The sequence below is a fragment of the uncultured Rhodococcus sp. genome (genome assembly GCF_963525155.1).
Taxonomy (GTDB): Bacteria; Actinomycetota; Actinomycetes; order Mycobacteriales; family Mycobacteriaceae; genus Rhodococcus_F; species Rhodococcus_F qingshengii.
On sequence record NZ_CAURKP010000088.1, the window covers coordinates 1 to 22988 of the forward strand.

A 22988-nucleotide genomic window follows, 5' to 3' on the forward strand; every position below is an offset into this window, starting at 1 on the left:
GCAGTGGATTCGGCGACAACACGGTCGCCAGCATCATCACCCGTGGGCTCGCCGAGACGATTCGTCTCGGCGTTGCGCTCGGCGCCAAGGCGTCGACTCTTGCAGGCTTGGCGGGTGTCGGTGACCTGGTAGCGACCTGCACGTCCGAGTTGTCGCGAAACCGGACGTTCGGAGAGCGGCTCGGACGAGGCGGGTCGATGGAGTCGGCACAGAAGGCAACCAACGGTCAGGTCGCCGAGGGCGTGAAGTCGTGCACGTCGGTACGCGCACTCGCTGCCGGATACGACGTGGAGATGCCGTTGACCGACGCGGTCCACCGGGTGTGCCACGAAGGCATGGCCGTCAGCGATGCGATCGGTCAGTTGCTCGGACGCCGGACGAAGCCGGAATGAGTGAAATCGGTGTGGGTCGCTTCGAGGATTACGGGGATTCGACGCGCAGCGTGAGCGCCGTCGCGCGCGAACACGCCGCGGGTCAGCCCATGCAACTGGGCCCGATATTCGCTGCGCCGTACCAACTTTCGGCGGACGAAGGTTCCGAGTCCGATACCTATGCACGTGCATCGAACCCGGGTTGGCGCGGACTCGAATCCGCGCTCGCGGCGCTCGAGAGAGCGGACCACGCCCTCGTCATGGGATCGGGGATGTCCGCGATCACCGCTACCTTGCGCAGCGTCCTCGTCGCGGGGGATACCGTCGTCGTGCCCTCAGACGGGTATTACCAAGTGCGGTTGTACGCGAACGAGCGCCTCGCGCCGTTGGGAATCACCGTTCGCGAGGTTTCGACTCTGCAGATGGGCGACGCGAGCTTCGTAGATCTGCTCGACGCGTCACCGGGCCGCGTGGTCGTCGTCGCCGAGACGCCGTCCAACCCGGTGCTGGACGTGGTCGACCTTCGCGTGCTCGCCGACGTGTGCCACCGTTCGGGTGCGCTGCTGATCGTCGACAACACGACCGCGACACCGCTGGGTCAGCGCCCGCTCGAATTGGGTGCCGACGTCGTGGTGGCCAGCGGTACCAAGGCTCTCAGCGGGCACAGTGACCTCCTGATGGGTTACGTCGCCACCTCCGATGCGGCAGTGAGTCGGCAAATCGAGCGTGAGCGACTTCTCTCGGGAACGGTGCTCGGCCCCTTCGAGACGTGGCTTGCGCACCGGAGTCTCGGCACGGCAGGCCTGCGATTCGGGCGTCAGTGCGACAATGCGCTGGCGCTTGCCGAGATGTTGGTAGATCACAAAGCAGTCCGGTCCGTTCGTTACCCCGGCCTTCGCGGTGACCCGTCCCACGCAACGGCATCCGGTCAGATGAATCGATTCGGTGGACTGGTGAGCGTCGAGTTGGATTCGGCTCAGGCATTCCACTCGTTCGTCGAAGCGAGCGCTCTCGTCACGGCTGCTACCAGCTTCGGCGGGATCCACACGACGGCGGATCGCCGTGCGCGCTGGGGCGATCCGGTCAGTGCAGGTTTTGTCCGAATCGCTTGTGGCATCGAGGACACCGCCGATCTCCTGGCCGACATCGAGCGCGCACTCGACGCGTAAACGGGCCGGGTCGACGAAATCGGTCCGGCCCGATCGCGTGCCGCAGTCGATTCGGCGGTACGGTTTGACGCGTGAACAGCAGTCGTACCCGCGTGGCCGTGATCTTCGGTGGCCGGAGCAATGAGCATTCAGTGTCCTGTGTTTCCGCCGGAAGCGTCCTGAGCAACCTCGACCCCGATCGGTACGACGTCGTACCGATCGGCATCACCGTCGACGGTTCCTGGGTGCTCGGTTCGAGCGACCCCAGTTCCCTCGCGATCAGCGGGCGCGCGCTGCCGTCGGTCGACAAAGACGGAACGTCGGTGGTCCTCAGCGCGGACCCCACCCGCGAGGGCGAGGTCATCTCCTTCGACGGCTCCGACGCCGGTGCTGTGCTCGCGTCGGTCGACGTCGTGTTCCCCGTTCTTCATGGGGCTTACGGTGAAGACGGCACGATTCAGGGTCTGCTCGAACTTGCCGGGGTTCCGTACGTCGGACCCGGAGTTCTGGCCAGCGCCGCCGGCATGGACAAAGAGTTCACGAAGAAGCTTCTTGCTGCTGAAGGACTTCCCGTCGGAGTGCAGGTCGTGCTTCGACCGGGAACCGCAACGCTGACCGAAGAGCAGAAGGCGGAATTGGGCCTTCCGGTTTTCGTCAAGCCCGCTCGTGGAGGCTCGTCCATCGGCATCACTCGGGTGAGCAATTGGGACGGTCTGGACGGGGCGATCGCTCATGCACGCCTGCATGATCCCAAGGTGATCGTCGAAGGCGCGATCATCGGCCGCGAGGTGGAATGCGGCGTCCTCGAATTCCCGAACGGCGACGTCAAGGCGAGTGTGGTCGCCGAGATCCGGATGCCGGATTCCGACGCCGATTCGGACGCATTCTACGACTTCGACACCAAGTACCTCGACGACGTCTGTGAATTCGACATCCCCGCGAACCTCGACGAGTCGGTGAGCGACCAGATTCGAGAGCTTGCTGTCCGCGCGTTCAAGGCACTCGATTGCCAGGGACTCTCGCGGGTCGATTTCTTCGTCACGGCTGACGGCCCGGTGATCAACGAGATCAACACGATGCCCGGGTTCACTTCCATTTCGATGTACCCGAAGATGTGGAACGCCACCGGAATCGATTACCGCACTTTGATTTCGACTTTGGTCGACACCGCCGTCGCTCGCGGCACCGGCCTTCGCTGATCAGGGAACCGCGACCGGCGCCGGGTCGAGAGGCTTCTGTTCGAGAGTCGCCGTGATGGTGTCGGAGATTTCCTGAATCGGCGTCGGACCGGTCCCGTCGGGGATCGTGATACCGATGTATTCACCGCGGTCTACGGCAAACCAAGTGCTCGCCGCCAAACCGATGTCGGTTCCCGAGACCTGGAACCACTGGACACCGTTCACGACCTGTAGTGCTGCAGCCTGGTCGAACTCGGACGGACGGTCGAGTCCGCAGCGCAAGACGATCGGCTCTCCTTCGCTGCGCTGCCACGCTGCCGCACCGGCCGGAGCAGGTTCTACCAATTCGGCTTTCGTGAAGTCGTCGATCTTGTCGGGGAGCGCGCCGAGAAGGGAAACGCAGGCCGGCGACTCCGCTGCCGGTGCCGGCACGGGTCCCAATGCAACCGGCGAGAGTTCAGGGTTGTTTCCCGCGACGACGGCCGCGATCACTACTCCGACGATCAGGGCTACCGGGAGTGCGATGGCGGTGGCGATCAGCGCCGGACTGCGGCGCTCTGACGGATCGTCGTCGCCGTCGGGGTCGATGTCGGCGTTGTCTGCGGTGGAGGTGTTTTCTGCCATGCTCAGTTCTTCGCTCGGGTCCTGGTCCAGTCGATCAGCGGTCTTGTCACTTCTGAGAGCATGTCGGTGAATCGGTAGGATTGCCGACACACGCGTGAGCTTGCAGAAGCATTCACGACCACAGCTAGAAGGTACCGCAGGCCGCTTACGAGCGAATTGCGTCGGCATTGGAGAGACTCATCGCATCATCGGAGTTCACTGCATCATCGGAGTTCACTGCATCATCGGAGTTCGGGTCGGAGCCCACTGTCGAGCAGGTGGGGGAGTTCGACGTGATCGCGCGATCTCTTCTCGGCCGAATCCAACCGGTCACCACTGAATTGGGGCCGGGTGACGATGCCGCCATCGTGACTTCCGGAGACGGCCGTGTGGTTGTCTCGTCCGACATGTTGGTCGAAGGTCGACATTTCCGAATGGATTGGTCTTCACCACGCGACATCGGCCGGAAGGCAGTGGCACAGAACGCTGCTGATGTGGTCTCGATGGGAGCGCGGCCGACGGCCTTCACGGTGTCTCTGGGGTGCCCGCCTTCGACACCCGTCGACGTGGTCGACGCAATCTCCGCGGGAATCTGGGACGCGGCAACCGATCTGGGTGCCGGTGTGGTCGGCGGTGACCTGGTCCAGTCACCGGTGATCGTGGTGTCGGTGACCGTGCTCGGCGATCTCGGTGGCCGTGCGGCAGTTCTGCGTTCGGGAGCAAAGATCGGTGACAAGATCGCGGTCGCCGGGTGGTTCGGTTGCTCGGCCGCAGGGTTGGCACTACTGCTCGACGAAGCCGTACTCCTCGACAAGCCCGCAAGCTTTCCAGATTTGCTTGCCTCTCATCGTGTTCCGAATCCGCCGTATCAATCGGCATGGGACGCCGCAGAATCAGCACATTCCATGACGGACGTGTCCGACGGATTGATCGCGGACCTTCGACATCTCGCAGAGGCCTCTCACGTGCGGTTCGACATCTTCTCGGCTGCGGTTCCGACCTCACCGGATGTCGCATCGGCGGCCGAGGCGCTCGACGTCGATCCGCTGGACTGGATCCTCTCCGGTGGTGAAGATCACGGATTCGCAGCAACTTTCGGGCCTGAGGTCGAGATTCCGTCGGGCTGGATCGTGATCGGTGAGGTTGCCGCCGGTTCGGGCGTGAGCGTCGACGGTTCGCTTCGCGAGAGCGACGGGGGCTGGCACAGCTTTTCGACCACCGGTACCACCGCGGTATAGGTTGCTTTCATGGCTGTATACGCACTTGGAGACAGAGTTCCGGACATTCATCCGGACGCATACGTCCACCCGGACGCGGTGGTGATCGGCGCCGTGACTCTCGCAGCGGGTACCTCGATCTGGCCGCAAGCGGTATTGCGTGGTGACTACGGAACCATTTCGGTGGGAATCGGATCGAACATCCAGGACGGAACCGTCATCCATTGCACCGCCGTCGATGCGACTGTCATCGGTTCCGGTTGCGTCGTGGGCCACAACGCGCACATCGAGGGATCGACCATCGAGGACCACTGCCTGATCGCATCGGGATCCGTGGTTCTCAACGGAACGGTGATCGGGACGGGGTCGATCGTCGCCGCGGGTGCGGTGGTGGCCAACAAGATGCAGGTTCCCCCGCGCAGCATGGCACTCGGTGTGCCCGCCAAGGTCCGTGCGGGATACGAAGTTCCGCTCGGCCACCTCGACGGAAACGTCAAGATGTACGCAGCCAATGCGGCGTACTACCGCGACGCGTTGCGCAGGCTCGACTGATGGCGCCGCTTGCAGAGATCGTCGACCCAGGGTGGGCGCGAGCACTCGAACCGGTGTCGGAGCAGATCACCGCGATGGGTAAGTTCTTGCGCGAAGAGATCGCTGCGGGACGGGAGTACCTGCCGGCGGGGGAGAACGTCTTGCGTGCGTTCACGAACCCTTTCGAGGACGTTCGAGTGCTCATCGTCGGTCAGGACCCTTATCCGACGCCCGGTCACGCTGTCGGGTTGAGCTTTTCGGTTGCACCGGACGTGCGGCCGGTTCCGCGAAGTCTCGGCAACATCTACAAGGAGTATCACCAGGATCTCGGGTTGCCGATACCGCCGAACGGCGATCTGACACCGTGGTCGAAACAAGGTGTGCTGCTTCTCAATCGCGTTCTCACCGTGCAGCCGGGTCAAGCCGCTTCTCATCGTAAGAAGGGCTGGGAGCCGGTGACCGAACAGGCTATCCGCGCTCTGGTCGCGCGGTCGTCGCCGATGGTGGCGATCTTGTGGGGTCGTGACGCGGCCACTCTCGCGCCGATGCTCGGCGACACACCGATCATCGAATCCGCGCACCCGTCACCGCTTTCGGCCTCGCGTGGCTTCTTCGGTTCGCGCCCCTTCAGTCGTGCGAACGAACTCTTGACCGGACTCGGAGCCGATCCGGTCGACTGGAATCTGGGCTGATCGAACGGTGTCTGCACGAACCGGCCTGCCGAACGTCGAGTCGCGACGTTAGGCACGGCAGTTCGACTAGGCCTGCTTTGCGGAAGTGAAATCGGGCCGACGCTTGTCGACGAACGCGTCGACGCCCTCGCGCCCGATCGGGCTGTTCGCTGCGATGGCGATGGACGCGGCTTCGGCGTCGAGTTGCTCGGCGAGCGAGTTCGTCCGCGACGAACGCAGCAGTGCTTTGATTCCCGAGTACGACGTACTCGGTCCGTTGGCCAAAGCGCGGGCGAGGCGAGCTGCCTCTTCCTGGACCTCGTCGTCACCGACGAGTCGGGTGAGGATCCCCAGACGGACGGCTTCGTCGCCACCGATCACCGAATCGTTGAGAAGAATCTCGCGAGCGCGTGCCGCACCGACGATGCGGGGGAGTGTCCACGACATTCCGCCGTCCGGGGTGAAACCGATGGAGGGGTACGCGGGGCGAAGCTTGGTGCCGGTGCCGCCGATTGCGACGTCGGCGAGGCAGACCAGGCTCATTCCGGCGCCGGCAGCCCATCCGTGGACCCCGGCCACCACTGGAGCGGTCGCGGCGTCGAGCGCGCGAACGAACACGTGGAAGACGCGGGCAACCTCGGCCACGTACTCGCCGCGGTCAGGAGCTGCGGCGAACGCACGGACGTTGCCGCCGGCACAGAAGTTTGCGCCTTCGCCGACCAGAAGGATGCTCCCGATGTCGTTTCCGACTGTCTCGAGCGCCTGCGCGCCCTGAACCAGTCCTTCGTCGTCGAGGGAGGTGCCGTTGGCGGCGGTGGAAATGGTGATGCGGAGTACGCCCTCGTCGAGGGTCACTTTGCTCAGGTCATCGATGGAAGTCACTCAACGCACATTACGGGTGTCCGACAGCCATACGAAACACGGGGACACATAGATACAGCCACATTGATACAGCTCTGCCCCCGTCACCGAAGTGACGGGGGCAGAGCCTGCAATAGTTTGTGCTCGGGCAATCAGCCCCGAGCGACCTTGCCTGCCTTCAGGCAGGAGGTGCACACGTTGACCTTACGGGTGTTACCCGGGGCAACCTCGGTACGAACAGACTGAATGTTCGGGTTCCAGCGACGATTGGTACGCCGGTGCGAGTGCGAGACCGACTTACCGAAGCCGGGCCCCTTGGCGCATACGTCGCAGACGGCAGCCATAGTCGCGAACTCCTTGTTAGAAATGAATATTGAAGTGGTTACCCTACACGGTAGGGCAGCCAGAATTACAATCCGAATATACTCGACTTCGAACCGATCCTTGACCGCTCACTGTGCAGCCGAACGTGAAAACAGTCAATCAGCAACAAACAAAGTGCAGCATTATTTCGTGTAGCCCGTTCGAGGCAACCGTGTAAGAGTAACCGCTTCCGGCCCGAATGGCCAAACCGCCCGGTAATGACGGTTGCGCAGAAGCGTCGGACTACCCTCGACTGCACCGATCACCGATCTCTTTTTCATCGTCAGTCTTTCCATCGTCGAGGGGAACCGTCAGTGGGGGAAGTGCAACGCGTCGCCGAAGAAGCGGAATCCGTCGCGGACGGACATCTGCTGCGGCGCTGGGCCCGCCGGGCGGTCGACAGCCTCCAGAAACGTCGCGGTGAGATCAACAGCCTCAACGTCTTTCCCATCCCTGATTCGGATACCGGCACCAATCTGCTGTTCACGATGCGGGCTGCACTCGATTCCGCCGAGACGATCGAGGACGACGTCCGCAGTGCGGGCCGCGTCGCCAACGCTCTGGCTCGGGGCGCCGTGTCCGGTGCTCGCGGTAATTCCGGAGTGATCCTCTCCCAGGTGATCCGGGGCATCGCCGAGAGCGTTCAAGGTGAGCACATCGACGGCCGAAGCTTCGCGAACTCGCTGACCACGGCGACGACGCTGGCCTCTCGGGCTGTCTCCGATCTGGTGGAAGGCACCATCGTCACGGTATTGCGCGCATCGGGAGAAGCAGCGCAGGAGTGCGTCGACACCAGGACACCGAGCGGCGAGGATCTTGCATCCGTGGTTGCCGCCGCTGCCGACGCCGCTGCGGTCGCACTGAACAAGACGCCGGAGCAACTGGACGTTCTCGCGTCCGCCGGGGTGGTCGATGCCGGGGGATTCGGTCTGGTTCTGATCCTCGACGCCTTTGTCGAGGTGCTGACCGGGAAGCCGCAGGTTCGCGAAGATCTGGGGACGCCGGACCCGAGGTCGAGCGCAGTTGTCGACGTCAGCGCATTCGATCACGATTGGGCTCACAAGAGCCCGATCGAATGTGGTGATCACTCGGAACAGGATTTCGAGGTCATGTACCTCGTCGACGACTCCGACGACGATCGCATGACGGCGCTGCGCACGCGGCTGTCCGTCCTCGGAGATTCGACGGTCATCGTCAGCGACGGTTTCGGCGGCTGGTCGGTGCACGTGCATTGCTGCGATGCCGGTGCAGCCGTGGAAGCCGGCCTCGAGGCCGGGAAGGTTCACGGTATTCGCATCAGCAGTTTTCTCGTCGACGAACGCCACCCGTTGGTGGCCCGGGCGGAGAGGCGAGTACCCCGGGCCGGCGCGCGCGGCGTACTGGCCGTCGTTGCCGGTGACAGCGCGGCGGCGTTGTTCGAGAGTGAGGGTGCGACGGTTCTTCGGTGCGACGATGCGCCGGTGACACGCGCACAACTGCTCGGCCGCATTCGTCAGATGGAACGCAGCGAAGTTCTGGTGCTTCCGAACGGAGCTTTGACCGCTCAGGAACTCGTCGCGGTCAGTGCCGCTGCACGCGATCCGCTTCACCAGGTTCTGCTGCTGTCGACATCGTCGATGGTCCAGGGCTTGGCAGCACTTGCCGTTCACGACCCTCAGCGCAACGTCGCCGACGACGGCTTCACGATGTCCGAGGCGGCGGCCGCCACGCGCTGGGGATCGTTGCGGATCGCGGTCGAGCGTTCGCTGACCTACGTCGGGACATGTGATCCGGGTGACGCGATCGGTCTGATGGGGCACGAGGTGGTGCTCATCGGTCCCGACGTCGCGGAGTCGAGTGCGCGACTGGTCGACCTCGCGCTCGGATCCGGTGGCGAACTCGTGACCCTACTCATGGGCGCAGACGCGCCGGACGACCTGGCCGGGCAGCTCGAGGCGCACGTCGTCGCGCACCACCCGGGCGTCGACGTGCTCGTCTATCAGGGTGATCAGCCGGGTGACCTGTTCCAGTTGGGCGTGGAGTGATCGAACCGGGTCTGTCGGTGACTGCTGATATACGAACACATGTGCTTACCGCGACACTGTGCTGGAGGAACTGATGGCGACGCTCGCCGACCCACTCGATCGGCTGCTGGGAAAGAAGACCGCGGACGCGCTCGACGAGGCATTCGAGATCCGCACCGTCGAGGACCTGCTACGTCACTACCCACACCGGTACGCGTCGGCAGGCAAGGAACTTGCCGAGAAGGAGCCGCCCGAGGGTGAGCACATCACCATCATCGCGCGTGTGGCGTCGGCCGCCGTCGTGAAGATGAAGAACCGTCCGGGGCAGATGTTGCGAGTATCGCTGGCGACTGATTCGCAGACCGTGGACGTCACGTTCTTCAACCCGCAGAAAGTGCGGCACGTCATCAAGCCCGGCGTTCGGGCGATGTTCTCCGGGACGGTGAAGTACTTCCGCGGCAAGTGGTCTCTCACTCATCCAAGCTACCTGATTCTCCCGGAACCTCGTGTCGGCGAAGAGGATTCGGTAGTTCCGCTTGCGTCCATCAAGGGAGCCGGTGACCTTGCGGGCCTGGCTCGCGCAAATCAGGATCCCGGCGCCGAACTCGATCTGTCCGTCTTCGACCGCGCATTGATCCCGCTGTACCCGGCGACCCGCGAGGTCGAGAGCTGGACCATCATGCGGTGCGTGCGGCAAGTGCTCGACCAACTCGATCCGATCGAGGAGCCGTTGCCCGCCGAGACTCGGGCCGAGCACGGATTCATCGGTTTGGACGAGGCGCTGCGCACCGTTCACCTGCCAGATACCAAGGAAGACATCGAACGAGCACAGGATCGTCTGCGTTTCGACGAGGCGCTGTCTCTGCAGTTGGTCCTCGCGATGCGTCGTCACGACAATTCCGAGCGTGTGGCTCCGGCCTGCGCTCCGGTCGCCGGCGGGATCGCGGACCAGTTCGAGGAGATGCTCCCGTTCACACTGACGGAGGGACAGCAAGCAGTCGCGGAGGAGATCTCCACCGACCTTGCCCGCCCACACCCGATGAGCCGCCTTCTTCAGGGCGAGGTCGGGTCAGGCAAGACGATCGTGGCTCTGCGCGCGATGCTGCAGGTCGTCGATGCGGGTTATCAGTGCGCGTTGCTCGCACCCACCGAGGTCCTGGCAAATCAGCACGCGCGATCACTGCGCAAGATGATGGGCTCGCTGGCTGCAGGTGGTGAACTCGGTTCTGCCGAACATTCCACCCGTATCGCCCTTCTTACCGGCTCGCTGCCAGTCGCTGCGAAGCGCGCAGCGCTGCTCGAAGCCGTGACCGGCGACGCCGGGATCGTCATCGGTACCCATGCGCTCATTCAGGACAACGTCGAGTTCTTCAACCTCGGCATGGTTGTCGTCGACGAGCAACACCGCTTCGGCGTCGAGCAACGTGATCAGTTGCGATCACGTGCCCGTGAAGGACTGAGTCCGCATCTGCTGGTGATGACGGCAACGCCGATTCCGCGAACCATCGCCATGACCGTGCTCGGCGACCTCGAGGTCTCGACCCTGCGAGAGCTTCCACGTGGGCGAACCCCGATCAAGAGCAGTGTCGTGCCCGCGAAGCAGAAGCCGCAGTGGGTCGATCGCGCATGGGAACGAATCCGTGAGGACGTCGCCGACGGCCGTCAGGCGTATGTCGTGTGCTCGCGGATCGGTGACGGCGAGCAGGGTGCAGGCGAAGATCAGTTCACCGAGGAGAAGCAGCCCGAGACCAAGTCGGCGGTCGACGTCTTCGAAGAGCTGTCGAGTGGTCCGCTGGCCGATCTGCGAGTCGGGTTGCTGCACGGTCGACTGCCTTCCGACGAAAAGGACGTGGTGATGAGCGCGTTCAACGTCGGTGACATCGACGTCCTCGTCTGTACGACCGTTGTCGAAGTCGGTGTCGACGTTCCGAACGCGACGGTGATGGTGATCGTCGACGCCGAGCGGTTCGGCGTCAGTCAGCTCCATCAGTTGCGTGGCCGCGTCGGTCGAGGGAAACACCAGGGACTGTGCATCCTCGTCACCGGAAGCAATCCCGGGGGACCGGCGTACGAGCGGCTCTCGGCGGTGGCAGCGACCAACGACGGGTTCGAACTGGCTCAACTCGACCTCGCGACCAGACGTGAAGGAGACATCCTCGGTGCGGCGCAGTCGGGCACAACCTCGAATCTGCGGCTGCTTTCCCTCATGGCCCATGGAGACATCCTCGAGTCCGCCAGGGAGTTCGCTCAGGGAATCGTCGACTCCGATCCGTCGCTCGACGGTCATCCCGCCCTCGCGTCCATGGTGACCGCTGCCCTGGACTCCGACCGGATCGAGTACCTCGAGAAGTCGTGAAGGGTATGACGACAAGCTGAAATCGAATAGCACGAGGACCGCCGGGTTGGTTTCTCGATTCAGTCCGAAATATGAGACTCCGCATGTAGACGCAAGATGAAATCGGGGTAGTTTTCTCGAATGTTCTCCAAAGTGCTCGTCGCGAACCGCGGCGAAATTGCGATCCGTGCCTTCCGCGCCGCCTACGAACTAGGTGCCGGAACCGTCGCGGTGTTCCCGTACGAGGATCGGAATTCGATCCACCGTCTCAAGGCAGACGAGAGCTACCAGATCGGGGAGAAGGGTCACCCCGTTCGCGCGTATCTCTCGGTCGAGGAAATCGTCGCCGCCGCCAAGAGCGCCGGAGCCGACGCCATCTACCCCGGTTACGGTTTCCTCTCCGAGAACCCGGACTTGTCGGCGGCGTGTGCCGAGGCAGGCATCAAGTTCGTCGGCCCGTCCGCCGAGATCCTCGAGTTGACCGGAAACAAGGCTCGGGCCATCGCAGCGGCAAAGGCCGCCGGTCTCCCGGTGCTCGCGTCTTCGGAGCCGTCAGCGGACATCGACGAGTTGCTCGCAGCCGCCGAGGACATGACCTTCCCGCTCTTCGTCAAGGCTGTCGCAGGCGGCGGTGGGCGCGGAATGCGCCGTGTTGCGGAGCGCTCACAACTCAAGGAATCGATCGAAGCCGCAGCGCGCGAAGCGGAATCGGCCTTCGGCGATTCGACGGTCTTCCTCGAGCAGGCCGTCATCGACCCCCGGCACATCGAAGTGCAGATCCTCGCCGACGAGCAGGGCAACGTCATCCACCTCTTCGAGCGTGACTGCTCGCTGCAACGTCGCCACCAGAAGGTGATCGAGCTCGCTCCGGCGCCCAATCTCTCCGAAGAGTTGCGCGCCAAGATCTGTGCCGACGCCGTCGCCTTCGCGAAGGAGATCGGATACACGTGCGCGGGCACCGTCGAGTTCCTTCTCGACAAGCGCGGCAACCACGTCTTCATCGAGATGAACCCGCGAATTCAGGTCGAGCACACCGTCACCGAAGAAGTGACGGACGTGGACCTGGTCCAGTCGCAGCTCAAGATCGCGTCCGGTTCGACGCTTGCAGAACTTGGTCTGTCACAGGAGACGATCAAGCTTCGCGGCGCGGCGCTGCAGTGCCGCATCACGACCGAGGATCCGGCAAACGGATTCCGCCCGGACACCGGCCGTATCACCGCGTACCGCACCCCGGGCGGAGCCGGTATCCGCTTGGACGGTGGCGCCACACTCGGCGCCGAGGTCGGAGCGTACTTCGATTCCATGCTGGTCAAACTCACTTGTCGCGGTCGCGACCTCGAAGCCGCTGTGGCGCGAGCTCGCCGCGCGGTCACCGAGTTCCGCATTCGTGGTGTCTCGACCAACATTCCGTTCCTGCAGGCGGTTCTCGACGACCCGGACTTCCGGGCCGGACGCGTGACAACCTCCTTCATCGAGGAACGTCCTCAGCTGCTGACTCTGCGTTCTTCGGCAGACCGCGGCACGAAGATCCTGACCTACCTCGCGGATGTGACTGTCAACAAGCCGCACGGGGAGCGTCCCTCGGCGGTGTACCCGCAGGACAAGCTGCCCAAGATCGATCTTTCGACACCCCCTCCTGCCGGTAGCCGTCAGCGCCTGCTCGAACTCGGACCCGAAGGTTTCGCGAAGGCACTGCGTGAGCAGAAGGCCGTCGGCGTCACCGACACCACCTTCCGTGACGCGCACCAGTCGTTGTTGGCCACGCGAGTTCGAACCAGCGGACTGCTCGGAGTTGCCGGGCACGTCGCGCGGTTGACGCCGGAACTGCTCTCGATCGAAGCCTGGGGCGGCGCGACCTACGATGTGGGACTTCGCTTCCTGCACGAGGATCCGTGGTACCGGCTTGCCGCACTGCGCGAGGCGATTCCCAACATCTGCCTCCAGATGCTTCTTCGCGGTCGAAACACGGTGGGCTACACGCCGTATCCCGAAAAGGTCACGCGCGCATTCGTTCAGGAAGCCACCGACACCGGCATCGACATCTTCCGAATCTTCGACGCGCTCAACAACGTCGACCAGATGCGCCCTGCCATCGACGCGGTGCGTGAGACCGGAACGGCTCTCGCCGAGGTGGCGTTGAGCTACACCGGCGATCTGTCGGATCCGAACGAAACGCTGTACACGCTCGACTACTACCTGAAGTTGGCAGAAGAGATCGTCGATGCGGGCGCTCACGTGCTCGCGATCAAGGACATGGCGGGCCTGCTGCGCGCTCCGGCGGCCACCAAGCTCGTGACGGCGCTACGCAGCAACTTCGATCTTCCGGTTCACGTCCACACGCATGACACCCCCGGTGGACAGTTGGCCACGTATTTCGCCGCGTGGCAGGCGGGCGCCGACGCAGTCGACGGTGCTTCGGCGGCACTGGCCGGAACCACCAGTCAGCCTGCGCTCTCGGCCATCGTTGCCGCCGCTGCGCACTCCGAGTTCGACACCGGACTGAACCTGCAGAACGTGTGCGACCTCGAACCGTACTGGGAGGCGCTGCGAAAGGTGTACGCGCCGTTCGAATCCGGACTGCCGGCGCCGACGGGACGTGTGTACACGCACGAGATTCCGGGCGGCCAGCTCTCCAATCTCCGGACCCAGGCCGTTGCTCTCGGTCTCGGCGACCGGTTCGAAGAGGTCGAAGCCAAGTACGCCGACGCGGACCGCATGCTCGGGCATCTCGTGAAGGTGACGCCGTCGTCGAAGGTCGTCGGCGACCTCGCCCTCCACCTTGTCGGCGCCGGCGTGCCTTCGGAGGAGTTTGCCGCAGATCCGGCGAAGTTCGACATTCCCGACTCCGTGGTGGGCTTCCTGCGCGGTGAACTCGGTACGCCTCCCGGTGGTTGGCCGGAACCGTTCCGCAGCAAGGCACTCGAAGGACGTGGCCAGGCCAAGCCCGAAGCGACGTTGTCCGCTGAGGACGAGGTGCTGCTCGAGGGCTCGTCGAAGGACCGTCAGGCGACGCTGAATCGTCTGCTGTTCCCCGGCCCGACAAAGGAATTCCTCGAACACCGCGAGAAGTACGGTGACACGTCGCGGCTTTCGGCGAACCAGTTCTTCTACGGTTTGCGGCGCGGCGACGAACACCGCGTCGAGTTGGCTCCCGGCGTGGAACTGATCATCGGTCTCGAAGCGATCTCCGAGCCCGACGAGCGCGGCTACCGCACTGTCATGTGCATCCTGAACGGCCAATTGCGCCCGGTCTCGATCCGCGATCGCTCCATTGCCAGTGACGTACCGGTGGCGGAGAAGGCCGACAAGAACAACCCGGGCCACGTGGCTGCACCGTTCGCGGGCGTCGTGACGCTCGCGGTCAAGGAAGGCCAGAAGATCGAGGCCGGCGACACCGTGGCCACGATCGAAGCAATGAAGATGGAAGCGGCGATCACCTCGCCGCGCGCCGGCGTCGTCTCTCGGATCGCGATCAGCGCCGTCCAACAGGTCGAGGGCGGAGACCTGCTGGTGGTCGTCTCGACGGGGGAGAGCGCCGCAGAGTGACACGCATCATCTCGGGACTCGCGGGCGGTCGACGCCTGCGAGTCCCGCCGAGCGGCACCCGTCCGACGTCGGATCGGGTTCGTGAGGCGCTGTTCAGTGCTCTCGAAGCGCGCATCGATCTCGAAGGGTGCGCGGTTCTCGACCTCTTTGCGGGTTCGGGTGCTCTCGGCCTCGAGGCGCTCTCGCGGGGAGCCGAGCACGTTGTTCTCGTGGAATCGGATGCCAAGGCTGCTGCCGTCATCAAGGCGAACATCGGCACTGTCGCGTTGCCTGGGGCGACGGTTCGCGCCGCTCCGGTTGCGGCCGTGGTCTCGGGTCCGAGCGCGCGTGAATACGACATCGTGATCGCGGACCCACCGTATGCGGTGACCGACGAGGCCGTCGTGTCCATGCTCACCGATCTGCAGGCCAACAAATGGGTGGGGGAGGGCACGATCGTGGTACTCGAACGATCGTCGCGCTCGCCGGAGACCGTGTGGCCTCAGGGCTACGAGCCGATCAAGGCCAAGAACTACGGTGAAGCCCGCATCGAGCTGGCCACCTGCTACGGTCTGGACTCATGACTGGCGCCGTCTGCCCCGGATCCTTCGACCCTGTGACCAACGGTCACCTCGACGTAATCGGAAGAGTTGCTGCGCAATTCGACGAGGTCGTGGTCACCGTGCTGATCAACAAGAGCAAGCGTGGCATGTTCACGATCGACGAGCGGATCGAGATGCTCGAAGACGCGACGAGTCACCTGCCCAACGTTCGCGTCACGTCGTGGCACGGATTGTTGGTCGACTACGCGAAACAAGAAGGTCTCAGCGCGATCGTCAAGGGTCTGCGCGGCGCGAACGACTTCGATTACGAGCTGCAGATGGCTCAGATGAATCAGAAGCTCACGGGCGTCGACACACTGTTCGTCGCCACGAATCCGACGTACAGCTACCTGTCGAGTTCTCTGGTGAAAGAAGTCGCGACTTTCGGCGGCGACGTCTCCGACATGTTGCCGGCCAAAGTGCATTCTCGGCTACTCGCACGTATCGCCGAGCGAGCAGCCGAAAACAGCTGATCCCCGACACACCGACCACGACGACACCCCGTTGGCCGTTCTTCCGGCAAACTTGGACAGGAACGGGCACAGGTCCGAGTGGACCGGTGACGATGTGGGCCGATTTCGGCCGGTAGAGATTGGGGTTGCTTGTGTACCGCGTATTCGAGGCACTGGACGAACTGGTCGCAATTGTCGAAGAGGCGCGCGGTGTTCCCATGACCGCAGGGTGTGTTGTGCCTCGCGGTGACGTACTCGAGCTACTCGACGACGTCCGGGACGCAATTCCGAGCGAGCTGGACGACGCTCAGGACGTCCTCGATCATCGCGACAAATTGGTCGGTGACGCGCGAGCAAACGCCGAGAAGACGGTCAGCAGCGCCAATGCCGAGGCAACCTCGACTGTGGAGAACGCACGCGACGACGCCGACCGGATTCTGTCCGATGCCAAGGCTCAGGCCGATCGCATGGTTGCCGAAGCGCGTGCGCACGCCGATCAGTTGGTCGAGGACGCCGAAGCAGAAGCGGAACGGACCGTCACCGACGGCCGTCGTGAGTACGAGGCCGTCACCGGACGAGCGCGTGCCGAGGCCGATCGGATGATCGAGTCCGGCCAGGCCTCGTACGAACATTCGGTGGCGGAGGGAACGGCGGAGCAGGCTCGTCTGGTGTCGCAGACCGAGGTTGTCCAGTCAGCTCACGCGGAATCCGCGCGAGTGATCGACGCCGCTCATGCCGAGTCCGACAGGATGCGTTCGGAGTGTGACCTGTACGTGGACACCAAGTTGGCCGAGTTCGAAGAGTTCCTCACCGGAACGGTTCGATCGGTCGGGCGTGGTCGTCAGCAGCTTCGAACGGGTTCGGGGGTTCCCGACTACCAGGACGACGATCGTCGTTCCGAGCGGCGCCGATAGAGCAGACAAGTCAGTCGAGGGTGGGTCGTCCGATATGGGGCGGCCCACTTTTTCGTGGATCGAATTGGGATTTGCCTTGTAGCTGCCGTATTGTGGAGTGGTTGCCCATACCAGTTTCAACAGTTAGGTGAGTTCTCTTTGTCAACGCATCGTCGTAGTTCGTCGCATCAGTCAAGTGATGCGGGATTTTTGCTGGACACGGTCAAGCTCGGTCGTCGTCCAGGGTCGATGCGTACCGTCGAGAGAACAATTCAGTCCCCGAACCGTATCGGTCTCGATCTGATCGCGATCGAAGCGGGCGCGGACATAGATCTCGATCTTCGTCTCGAAGCAGTGTCCGAAGGCGTTCTCGTCACCGGAAACGTGCACGCACCCACCAAGGGTGAATGCTCGCGGTGCCTTGAACCTTTCACCGACACCGTGGACATCTATCTCACGGAGTTGTTCGCTTACCCGGACAGCACCACCGAGGAGACAACGGAAGAGGGAGAGGTCTACGCGGTCGAAGACGACGAAATCGACCTCGAACCGGTCATCGTCGATGCAGTCGGGCTGGCGCTTCCGCTCCAGCCTCTGTGCAGTGACGATTGCCTGGGATTGTGCTCAGAATGTGGCATTCGCCTGGCGATTGCGGAATCTGGGCATGGGCATGACATACTTGATCCTCGCTGGGCTGGTCTCGCGGCCAAATTTGGCGTGGAATCAAACACCAGCGAAAATCTTGTGATCACCGAAGCCGAGGAGAAGTAGAAGTGGCTGTCCCCAAGCGCAAAATGTCGCGATCCAACACGCGGTCGCGTCGTAGCCAGTGGAAGACCACTGTGCCCACCCTCGTTACCTGCCCCAACCGTGGCTGTGGCGAGCAGACCCTTCCCCACATCGCATGCCCGTCATGCGGTACTTACAAGGGCCGCCAGGTAACCGCTGCTGTCTAGTTCTCCCCGGAGAAAGACTATGACGAGCGAAAATACAGTTTCAGCCGCCGGCGGCGAGGGCAATCACGACAAGCTCCTCGCCGCTGTCGGCGTAGATATAGAGCCCGGTCTTCTGACCCTGGCTCTCACGCACCGCTCGTACGCGTACGAGAACGGCGGACTGCCCACGAACGAGCGCCTCGAGTTCCTCGGGGATTCCGTTCTCGGCGTGACGGTGACCGAAAATCTCTACCTGTCCCACCCGGACAAATCCGAAGGTGATCTGGCGAAGATCCGTGCCAGCGTGGTCAACATGCATGCACTCGCCGAGGTTGCCAGGACTCTGGGTGAAGGTGGACTCGGAGCACACCTGCTGCTGGGTAAGGGCGAGGAAATGACGGGCGGCCGTGACAAGCCGTCCATTCTCGCCGACGGTATGGAGTCGATTCTCGGCGCCATCCACCTGCAGCACGGCATCGAGACTGCGCGACGCGTCGTCCTCGATCTGTTCGACGATCTACTCACTCGCGCACCGCTTCTGGGCGCGGGTCTGGATTGGAAGACGAGTCTGCAGGAACTGACCGCAGAACACGGTGCCGGAGTTCCCGTTTACGAGATCACCGCCACCGGACCCGATCACGACAAGGAATTCACGGCCACCGTTCTCATCAGTGGCAAACCCTTGGGTGTCGGTGTCGGTCGTTCCAAGAAGGAAGCCGAGCAGAAGGCAGCAAGTTCGGCATGGAAGACGATGTCGGAGAATGCCGCTGCTACCGCAGTCGCTGCTGACGACACGCCTGATCTTGCCGGCTGAGTTCACTCTTGCCTGAGCTTCCCGAAGTCGAAGTCGTTCGCCGCGGCCTACAGTCTCATGCTGTAGGTGCGGCGATCGAGGCCGTCGAGGTACTCCATCCCCGCGCGATCAGGCGCCACATTCTCGGTTCCGAGGACTTGATCGGCCAACTCACCGGGCAGACCATCGCTTCGGCAGAGCGTCGCGGCAAGTACCTGTGGCTGGTTCTCGAGCCTGCCGGTGTCGGACTGGTGGTTCATCTCGGGATGAGCGGACAGATGCTGGTCCAACCCCCGACAGTCGACTGGGAAAAGCACCTACGCATTCGGTTGGCCCTCGATTCCGGGGCCGATCTTCGATTCGTCGATCAGCGGACCTTCGGTGGCTGGTCGATTTCACCCCTCGTCGAGGTCGACGGAACGATGCTGCCCGAGTCGGTGGCGCACATCGCCCGCGATCCCATGGATGCGGCGTTCGATCTCGAAACCGTCGTGAAAGTCCTGCGGGGCAAGCACACCGAGATCAAGCGCGCGATTCTCGACCAGACGGTGGTCTCCGGAATCGGAAACATCTACGCCGACGAATCATTGTGGCGCGCCAAGATTCACGGCAACCGAATCGCCGAAACGCTTACCAGGCCCAAACTTCGAGAACTGTTGACCGCGGCACACTCGGTGATGGGTGAAGCGCTCGATCAGGGCGGTACGTCCTTCGACGCGCTTTACGTGAACGTCAACGGGGAATCGGGCTACTTCGACCGGTCGCTGTCGGCGTACGGGCAGGAAAACCTCCCGTGCCCGCGATGCGGCGCGCCGATCAAGCGTGAGAAGTTCATGAATCGATCGTCGTTCAGTTGCCCGCGGTGCCAGCCGACCCCGAGGGCACGGCGAATCGCCTAGGTCTCCCGCCCCTTCGGTTCGGCGGAGTGGCAAGATTGCGTCATGGCTGAACAGACTCCCGACACCACTGCAACCGCCCCGGCTCACACGGAGCTTTGGGTCGAACGAACCGGAACCCGCCTCTACACCGGCAAGAGTTCGCGCGGCGCAGAGGTTCTCATCGGCTCCGAATCGGTGCCAGGAGTCTTCACGCCCGGCGAACTCCTCAAAATTGCACTGGCCGCATGCACGGGGATGAGCTCCGACTTCCCGATCTCGCGCCGGCTCGGTGACAACTACGACGCGACGGTCCGAGTGTCCGGAGCCGCCGATCGTGAAAACGAAGTCTACCCGCAGCTCGACGAGGTCCTCGAGCTCGATCTCAGCGAGTTGGATGCCGAGGCACAGCAGCGCCTCATCACTCTCGTCGAGCGTTCCGTGGACAAGGTATGCACGGTCGGGCGCACCCTCAAGGCCGGAACCAAGGTCACTCTGTCGTTCGACACGGAAGCCTGATGTTCCGCGCCGGCAGCGTTGTCGCTGCGATCGCACTGGGTTCCGTTGTGGCGCTGAGTGCTCCGGCACAGGCCTCGGTCCCGGCCGACGGCTCGGACGGTGGTTGCGGCACATGGACGTCGAGCGTCGTGGCGACTGGTGCCGGAATGCTCGAGAATCTCGAATTCGACGGCAGCGGATCGATGGTGTTGTCGCAGTCGGCTCTGATCGGGCCGGGTGCACTGCTGAAAGTGGCGCCGGACGGAACACGGACAACTTTGGTCGGTGACGTCACCGGACCTGGCGGTCTGGTCGCGCGTGAGGGATCCGTGTACTTCACCACGGGCAACTCGACTGTCTCGGGACTGTTCGGAATCGCCGACGGCAGCCTCCGCAAGGTCGACGTCGCAGACGGGTCGGTGACAACGATCGCCGACGGTCTGGTGATGCCGAACGGGCTTGTGCAGCTGGACGATAACCGTTTCCTCACTGCCCGCACACTCACCAGGCCGGGGCTCACGGTCGTCAACAGTGACGGAAGCAGTTCGATCGTTCGTGAAGACCTCGGCACCGTCGACGGCCTCGCACGCTCCGGTTCGACGATCTACGTGAGCACGACCTTCGACATGGTCACCGCCGTCCACATCCTCGACGCAAACGATCTGGGCGGGCCGGTGCGAACGATCACGCTCCCCGGGTTCGGTCCGGCAAACATGGCGGACGATCTGACCGTCGGACCGGACGGCGCGTTGTACGTCGCATTCAATGCAGGCGGCAAAGTTGTTCGCGTCGATCCGGATTCGGGATCTTCGTGTGAGATCGCCTCGGGTCTGCCGTTCACATCCGCGGTCAAGTTCGGCGCCGGACCGGGCTGGGATCCCAACGCGCTCTACACCACCGGATTCCTGGGTGACGTTCACCGTCTCGAACGTGTGGCGGGCTGAGCGTCATGGCTGAAGCAGCGCCTGTGCGGTTGACGGCGTGGGTTCACGGATACGTTCAAGGCGTCGGGTTCCGGTGGTGGACCAGGGCCCGCGCTCTCGAACTCGGATTGATCGGATATGCGTCCAATCAGCGTGACGGTCGAGTGCTCGTCGTGGCGGAAGGCCAACGCACGCAGCTCGAGCGATTGGTGGAGCTGCTGCGCTCCGGCACTACCCCGGGCACGGTGGATCTCGTGGTCGACAGCTGGGACACCGCCAGGGGCGACCTGACAGGGTTCGTCGAACGCTGACCGGTTTGGCGGTAAAGTTTCCCCCCATGCACCTCAAGAGTCTGACACTCAAGGGATTCAAATCCTTTGCGTCGGCAACGACTCTTCGGTTCGAGCCGGGAATTACCTGTGTGGTCGGCCCGAACGGCTCGGGTAAATCCAACGTCGTCGATGCGTTGACCTGGGTGATGGGCGAGCAGGGCGCCAAGGCCCTGCGCGGCGGCAAGATGGAAGATGTCATCTTTGCCGGCACCTCCGGCCGCGCGCCGCTGGGCCGCGCCGAGGTGACCTTGACCATCGACAACGCCGACGGGGCGCTCCCGATCGAGTACTCCGAGGTGTCGATCACGCGCCGCATGTTCCGCGACGGCGCGGGGGAGTACGAGATCAACGGCTCGTCCTGCCGTCTGATGGACGTCCAGGAACTGCTCAGCGACTCCGGCATCGGCCGCGAAATGCATGTCATCGTCGGGCAGGGACGGCTCGCCGCGATCCTCGAATCCCGTCCCGAAGATCGACGCGCCTTCATCGAAGAAGCCGCGGGAGTCCTCAAACATCGCCGCCGCAAGGAAAAAGCGGTGCGCAAACTCGATTCCATGCAGGCCAATCTCGCTCGCCTCAGTGACCTCACCGCGGAACTGCGTCGGCAACTCAAACCGCTGGGACGCCAAGCCGAGGTTGCTCGGCGAGCACAGACGGTCCAGGCTGACCTGCGTGATGCAAAGATGCGTCTGGCCGCTGACGATCTGGTGACCCGTCGAAACCAGTTGAACGACCAGGCACAGGACGAGAAAGCGGCCCGTGAACAGCACAACCAGGTGGCGGCTGCGCTCGACGAGGCCAACCTCGAACTCGGGCGCCAGGAGCAAGCTCTCGCTCGTCTGACTCCGGGATCGGAAGCCGCTGCGCAGAGTTGGTTCCAGCTTTCCGCGCTTGCCGAACGCGTGAACGCCACTGTGCGCATCGCCCGCGAGCGTGCGCGTCATCTCGACTCCGAACCCGTCGGCAACCGCGGCCAGGACCCGGACGAGATGGAGGCGCGCGCCGAACGTCTTGCTGCCGAGGAGGCCGAACTCCTCGAAGGCGTCGAAATCGCGCGAGCGGCCTCGGAAGCTGCTCGGGACCAGCTCGCAGCCACCGAAGATGCTGCAGCAGAAGCGGAACGGGCGCACATGGCGGAAGTTCGTGCCGTCGCCGACCGCCGTGAAGGTCTTGCTCGACTCTCCGGTCAGGTCGACACTCTGCGTACCCGCGTCGAATCCGTCGACGCGGAAGTGTCTCGGCTGACCGAGGCGATCGACGAGGCTCGTCTGCGTGGCGATGCCGCACAGGCCGAGTTCGACACGGTGCAAGAAAGCATCGGGGACCTCGACGTCGGTGAAGTCGGCCTCGATACCAATCACGAACGCGCCATCGAGGCTCTCGAGATGATCGACGCGCGCGTCGAAGAGCTTCGTGAGGAAGAAAAGACGAGCGGGCAACGCATCGCTTCGCTCCGGGCGCGCATCGAGGCACTGTCGATGGGTTTGCAGCGCAAGGACGGTGGCGGCTGGCTGCTCGAACACCGCGGCGACGACGGCATCACCTCGCTGGTCGGACTGATTCACGTCGAACCCGGCTACGAGGCCGCGATCGCCGCCGCGATGGGGCCGGCAGCAGACGCCGTCGTGGCGCATTCGCTGGACTCTGCTCGCTCCGCTGTCACAGCACTGGCCGATCAGGACGGTGGACGTGCATCACTGATCGTGAGCGGTGAACCGGCGATCAAGCGCGAGGCCGAGATCGCGCCGGGTAGTCGTCCGGCCGTCGACGTCATCGACTGCCCTGACGAGTTGCGTGCCGGATTGACCGCCATCCTCGATGGCGTCGTCCTGGTCGAGACTCTCGATGACGCGATTCGAGTTGTTGCTGACCACAAGGG

Annotated in this window: 23 protein-coding genes; 20 read left to right on the forward strand and 3 right to left on the reverse strand. The window is 63.5% G+C overall.

What is annotated here, in order from left to right; all coding sequences use genetic code 11:
• The 3 genes from RWT78_RS17785 to RWT78_RS17795 form a co-directional block, all read left to right on the forward strand.
• Positions 1-392 (forward strand): NAD(P)H-dependent glycerol-3-phosphate dehydrogenase (locus RWT78_RS17785; protein WP_314677011.1); only part of this gene is annotated, 392 nt, incomplete at its 5' end.
• Complete coding sequence (locus tag RWT78_RS17790; protein ID WP_314677013.1) at positions 389-1540, forward strand: cystathionine gamma-lyase; 1152 nt, start codon at positions 389-391, stop codon at positions 1538-1540. The genes RWT78_RS17785 and RWT78_RS17790, both read left to right, overlap by 4 nt.
• 71 nt (positions 1541-1611) lie before the next feature.
• Complete coding sequence (locus RWT78_RS17795; RefSeq protein ID WP_314677014.1) at positions 1612-2718, forward strand: D-alanine--D-alanine ligase family protein; 1107 nt, start codon at positions 1612-1614, stop codon at positions 2716-2718.
• On the opposite strand, the gene RWT78_RS17800 is transcribed toward RWT78_RS17795, so the two are convergent.
• Entirely contained in the window at positions 2719-3411 is a 693-nt protein-coding gene (locus tag RWT78_RS17800) for a DUF3515 domain-containing protein (protein ID WP_003942765.1), read from the reverse strand. It lies immediately after the preceding gene.
• Between the two features lie 77 nt (positions 3412-3488).
• On the opposite strand from RWT78_RS17800, the gene RWT78_RS17805 reads away from it, so the two are divergent.
• From RWT78_RS17805 to RWT78_RS17815, 3 genes are read left to right on the forward strand one after another with little or no spacing between them, the layout of a single operon-like run.
• Positions 3489-4538 carry a thiamine-phosphate kinase gene (locus tag RWT78_RS17805; protein ID WP_314677015.1) on the forward strand — a complete coding sequence of 350 codons (1050 nt, stop codon included), beginning with the start codon at positions 3489-3491 and terminating at the stop codon, positions 4536-4538.
• Positions 4539-4547: 9 nt separating this feature from the next.
• A complete protein-coding gene (locus RWT78_RS17810; protein ID WP_003942761.1) occupies positions 4548-5069 on the forward strand; it encodes a gamma carbonic anhydrase family protein in 522 nt (173 codons plus the stop codon).
• Positions 5069-5740 carry a uracil-DNA glycosylase gene (locus RWT78_RS17815; RefSeq protein WP_042450832.1) on the forward strand — a complete coding sequence of 224 codons (672 nt, stop codon included), beginning with the start codon at positions 5069-5071 and terminating at the stop codon, positions 5738-5740. Before RWT78_RS17810 ends, RWT78_RS17815 begins: the two co-directional genes overlap by 1 nt.
• 66 nt (positions 5741-5806) lie before the next feature.
• Here RWT78_RS17815 and RWT78_RS17820 read toward each other — a convergent pair whose 3' ends face one another.
• On the reverse strand, positions 5807-6601 hold the full coding sequence (locus RWT78_RS17820) for an enoyl-CoA hydratase-related protein (RefSeq protein ID WP_054826141.1): 795 nt from the start codon (positions 6599-6601) through the stop codon (positions 5807-5809).
• A 131-nt stretch (positions 6602-6732) separates the two neighbouring features.
• Entirely contained in the window at positions 6733-6924 is a 192-nt protein-coding gene (gene rpmB, locus RWT78_RS17825) for a 50S ribosomal protein L28 (RefSeq protein ID WP_003942669.1), read from the reverse strand.
• Between the two features lie 333 nt (positions 6925-7257).
• Between rpmB and RWT78_RS17830 the strand changes: the two genes are divergently transcribed.
• From RWT78_RS17830 to smc, 14 genes are all read left to right on the forward strand, one after another.
• A complete protein-coding gene (locus RWT78_RS17830; protein ID WP_314677019.1) occupies positions 7258-8967 on the forward strand; it encodes a DAK2 domain-containing protein in 1710 nt (569 codons plus the stop codon).
• Positions 8968-9040: 73 nt separating this feature from the next.
• Complete coding sequence (gene recG / locus RWT78_RS17835; protein WP_003942757.1) at positions 9041-11302, forward strand: ATP-dependent DNA helicase RecG; 2262 nt, start codon at positions 9041-9043, stop codon at positions 11300-11302.
• Positions 11303-11422: 120 nt separating this feature from the next.
• Positions 11423-14827, forward strand: coding sequence for a pyruvate carboxylase (locus RWT78_RS17840; protein WP_003942675.1), 3405 nt, complete (start codon positions 11423-11425; stop codon positions 14825-14827).
• Positions 14824-15390: a 16S rRNA (guanine(966)-N(2))-methyltransferase RsmD gene (gene rsmD, locus RWT78_RS17845; protein ID WP_030535425.1), complete on the forward strand. Its 567-nt coding sequence runs from the start codon at positions 14824-14826 to the stop codon at positions 15388-15390. Before RWT78_RS17840 ends, rsmD begins: the two co-directional genes overlap by 4 nt.
• A complete protein-coding gene (gene coaD, locus RWT78_RS17850; RefSeq protein ID WP_003942776.1) occupies positions 15387-15881 on the forward strand; it encodes a pantetheine-phosphate adenylyltransferase in 495 nt (164 codons plus the stop codon). The genes rsmD and coaD overlap by 4 nt, the downstream gene beginning before the upstream one ends.
• A 131-nt stretch (positions 15882-16012) precedes the next feature.
• The gene (locus RWT78_RS17855; RefSeq protein ID WP_003942696.1) at positions 16013-16774 is read left to right on the forward strand and encodes a DivIVA domain-containing protein; all 762 of its coding nucleotides are present in this window, start codon (positions 16013-16015) and stop codon (positions 16772-16774) included.
• 189 nt (positions 16775-16963) lie between these two features.
• Positions 16964-17524 (forward strand): DUF177 domain-containing protein, encoded by a 561-nt coding sequence (locus RWT78_RS17860; RefSeq protein WP_007729319.1) that lies wholly within the window; start codon positions 16964-16966, stop codon positions 17522-17524.
• A 2-nt stretch (positions 17525-17526) separates the two neighbouring features.
• Positions 17527-17709, forward strand: coding sequence for a 50S ribosomal protein L32 (gene rpmF / locus RWT78_RS17865; protein ID WP_007729318.1), 183 nt, complete (start codon positions 17527-17529; stop codon positions 17707-17709).
• Positions 17710-17728: 19 nt separating this feature from the next.
• Positions 17729-18502 (forward strand): ribonuclease III, encoded by a 774-nt coding sequence (gene rnc, locus RWT78_RS17870; protein WP_003942759.1) that lies wholly within the window; start codon positions 17729-17731, stop codon positions 18500-18502.
• A gap of 8 nt (positions 18503-18510) precedes the next feature.
• Complete coding sequence (gene mutM / locus RWT78_RS17875) at positions 18511-19380, forward strand: bifunctional DNA-formamidopyrimidine glycosylase/DNA-(apurinic or apyrimidinic site) lyase (RefSeq protein WP_314677025.1); 870 nt, start codon at positions 18511-18513, stop codon at positions 19378-19380.
• Between the two features lie 42 nt (positions 19381-19422).
• Positions 19423-19875 carry an OsmC family protein gene (locus RWT78_RS17880; protein ID WP_003942740.1) on the forward strand — a complete coding sequence of 151 codons (453 nt, stop codon included), beginning with the start codon at positions 19423-19425 and terminating at the stop codon, positions 19873-19875.
• Positions 19875-20798 carry an SMP-30/gluconolactonase/LRE family protein gene (locus RWT78_RS17885; protein ID WP_261258976.1) on the forward strand — a complete coding sequence of 308 codons (924 nt, stop codon included), beginning with the start codon at positions 19875-19877 and terminating at the stop codon, positions 20796-20798. The genes RWT78_RS17880 and RWT78_RS17885 overlap by 1 nt, the downstream gene beginning before the upstream one ends.
• 5 nt (positions 20799-20803) lie before the next feature.
• Entirely contained in the window at positions 20804-21088 is a 285-nt protein-coding gene (locus RWT78_RS17890) for an acylphosphatase (protein WP_007729313.1), read from the forward strand.
• Positions 21089-21114: 26 nt separating this feature from the next.
• Positions 21115-22988, forward strand: a 1874-nt coding sequence (gene smc, locus RWT78_RS17895; RefSeq protein ID WP_314677028.1) for a chromosome segregation protein SMC, incomplete at its 3' end; no start/stop codon positions are given.

Coding starts and splice junctions, on each gene's coding strand:
- RWT78_RS17790 (WP_314677013.1), top strand. CDS start 389: ATGAGTGAAATCGGTGTGGGTCGCTTCGAGGATTACGGGGATTCGACG.
- RWT78_RS17810 (WP_003942761.1), top strand. CDS start 4,548: ATGGCTGTATACGCACTTGGAGACAGAGTTCCGGACATTCATCCGGAC.
- RWT78_RS17815 (WP_042450832.1), top strand. CDS start 5,069: ATGGCGCCGCTTGCAGAGATCGTCGACCCAGGGTGGGCGCGAGCACTC.
- rpmB (WP_003942669.1), bottom strand. CDS start 6,924: ATGGCTGCCGTCTGCGACGTATGCGCCAAGGGGCCCGGCTTCGGTAAG.
- recG (WP_003942757.1), top strand. CDS start 9,041: ATGGCGACGCTCGCCGACCCACTCGATCGGCTGCTGGGAAAGAAGACC.
- RWT78_RS17840 (WP_003942675.1), top strand. CDS start 11,423: ATGTTCTCCAAAGTGCTCGTCGCGAACCGCGGCGAAATTGCGATCCGT.
- coaD (WP_003942776.1), top strand. CDS start 15,387: ATGACTGGCGCCGTCTGCCCCGGATCCTTCGACCCTGTGACCAACGGT.
- rnc (WP_003942759.1), top strand. CDS start 17,729: ATGACGAGCGAAAATACAGTTTCAGCCGCCGGCGGCGAGGGCAATCAC.
- RWT78_RS17880 (WP_003942740.1), top strand. CDS start 19,423: ATGGCTGAACAGACTCCCGACACCACTGCAACCGCCCCGGCTCACACG.
- RWT78_RS17885 (WP_261258976.1), top strand. CDS start 19,875: ATGTTCCGCGCCGGCAGCGTTGTCGCTGCGATCGCACTGGGTTCCGTT.
- RWT78_RS17890 (WP_007729313.1), top strand. CDS start 20,804: ATGGCTGAAGCAGCGCCTGTGCGGTTGACGGCGTGGGTTCACGGATAC.